Origin of the sequence: Sphingomonas sp. LH128, from assembly GCF_000293195.2 — a bacterium.
GTDB classification, from domain to species: Bacteria; Pseudomonadota; Alphaproteobacteria; order Sphingomonadales; family Sphingomonadaceae; genus Novosphingobium; species Novosphingobium resinovorum_A.
Genome location: NZ_ALVC01000432.1, coordinates 1 through 2211, shown reverse-complemented (window position 1 = coordinate 2211; position 2211 = coordinate 1). Strand labels below are relative to the sequence as shown.

Genomic DNA, 2211 nt, shown 5'->3' with positions numbered 1-2211 from the left:
CGGTCCCGGGGCAAGCCCGTTACCGCGAAGTCAGTCGCTCTCGCCGCCGCCGGCCAGGAAGCCGGAGATGCGCTCGCAAGCATGGGCCAGGCGGGCACCGGCCTCGGACAGCGCCGTGCCGTTCATGGCGCCGTGGAAGCCGGCCATGACCAGCGCCATCACCACCCGGTTGCGGCTGTCGTAGATCGGCGCCATCAGCGCCACGAGCGGATAGACCCGCTGCCCGTCGACCTCGACGAGCGGCACCACCGGCGGGTCCTCGGTGCCCGAGCGCACGCCGAGTTCCTCTTCGCTGCCTGGACGGCGCAATAGCGCGAGGTAGCCGTGCGCGCGCACGAACTCGAGCCCTGCGCGGAACTGGCCGAGATTCTCCTCACCGAGCGGCGGATCGGCCCGAGATACCCATGCATCGGCGTCCCGCGCGGAACGGGCGAAGAAGGTCATCGCCTGAATCCAGCGCAGCGGCATGCGCGTGCCCAGCGGCACCGGATAGCCGATATGGCTGAGTGAGGCCGCGCGTTCCCGCAGATGGATCACGTCGCCTTCGAGGAAGTAGGCCCCGCAGACCACGTCGAATTCGTCGGCCAGGCTGCGCATCTCGGGCTGCGCGACCTGCAGCGGCGAAAAATGCGCCGCCGCCGTGCGCCCGATCGCCGCCAGCGCGGGGCCGAGCACGTAAGTCTTGTCGGTCGTGCGATAGAGGTAGCCGACATCGACGAGGCCGGTCAGCAGCGCATGGCAGGTCGCGCGGCTCAACTTCAATGCCCGCACCAGATCGGTCAGAGCGAACGCCTGCCCGGGATGGTCGGCGATGAAGTTGAGGATGGCCGCGACGCGGGCGACACCGGGAGAGGAACGCGACATGGCTGCTTTCGATATTTCGAACCGTTCGGGCCTATTGGCAATCGGCACGGTTCGTCAATAGGCACGCCTGTTCATTAAAGCGAACTTCAGCCGCGCCCGAGCCGGTCCTCCATCATCCGCGCCAACTCGCGCCGGGCCACCTTGTTGGAATGGAGGAGCGGTATCTCCTCGCGTTCCAGCGGAACATAGGCACGCGGCACCTTGTAGCTGGAGAGACGCCGACGCAATTCCGCCTCGATCACGGCGAAATCGAGTTCCAGCCCGTCGCGCGCAATCACCGCCGCGACCAGCAGCGCGCCGCGCTCGCGGTCCGGCAGGCCGACCACGTAAGCGGTGTGCACTCCTTCCAGCGACTGCAGTTCCATCTCCACTTCGGCCGGGGAGACGTTGGAACCAGACACCTTGATCATGTCCCCCCCGCGCCCGACAAAATGAATGCGCCGTCCTTCCGGGCGGTCCTCCATCACGCACATGTCGCCGGTGCGATAGTAACCGTCGGGTGTGTAGTGCTCCGCCCGCTCGATCTTGTGGAGGCCGCTGGCGACGGGATAGCCGCGCACCTGCATCTCCCCCGCCTCGCCCGCCGCGACCGGGCGGTTTTCGGCATCTGCGATACGGATTTCGTAGCCCGGCCCGAAATGGTCCATCGGCGCACAGACCGGCCGTCCCGGCGCGCGGAAGTCATCGCCCCACGAGTAAGGCCCCAGCGTCTCGCTCATGCCGAGGCCCCACCACGGCTTCGGTCCGCGCATGGCCGCAAGATCTTCCTCCGCCAGCACCGAGCCCATCGCGAAGCGGCTGTTGGAAAGCGTGCGCTCGGTGCACACGACGGTCGCCCCCGCTTCCAGCCCCGGCACGAGGTACATCATCATGCCGCCGACCCAGAACATCGGCAGGATGCAGGCCACGCGCTTCCCGGGCACATGCCCCATCATCTCGCGCATCGTATGGCTGCGGAAGCAGACGGGGCCATGGGCATGGCGCACGCCCTTGGGCAGCGCCATCGAGCCGGAGGTGTAGATCTCGACCATCTGGTCGGTCGGATGGACTTCGGATTCGACCTCGCGCAGCAGGTCTTCGCCTACCGTCGCGGCGGCCCCGGCCAGCCAGTCGAGCGGTGTGATGCTGGGAGGCAATCCCTCTCCGTCCGAGGCGATCCAGCGCAAGTACGGCGCCCTGCCAAGCCGCAGCGCGCCGCTCTCCTGCCCGTCCAGTTCGGGGAGCGCCTCCAGCACGCGCTCGGCATAGTCCTTGCCCAGCATGGTGCGCTGGAGGATGAGCCCCTGCACATCCGACTGGCGCAGCACGCGGACCAGTTCGTTGGCGCGGATCATCGTGCTGATCGGC

The 2211-nt window shown here is 67.8% G+C and carries 2 protein-coding genes; both read right to left on the bottom strand.

Annotation, left to right across the window (positions count from 1 at the left end):
- Positions 1–30 precede the first annotated feature (30 nt).
- Positions 31–864, bottom strand: a complete 834-nt coding sequence (locus LH128_RS27315) for an IclR family transcriptional regulator (RefSeq protein ID WP_008832939.1) — start codon at positions 862–864, stop codon at positions 31–33.
- 86 nt (positions 865–950) lie between these two features.
- The coding region (locus LH128_RS27310; RefSeq protein WP_008832938.1) for a class I adenylate-forming enzyme family protein at positions 951–2211 on the bottom strand (1261 nt) is incomplete at its 5' end.

Coding starts and splice junctions, on each gene's coding strand:
- LH128_RS27315 (WP_008832939.1), bottom strand. CDS start 864: ATGTCGCGTTCCTCTCCCGGTGTCGCCCGCGTCGCGGCCATCCTCAAC.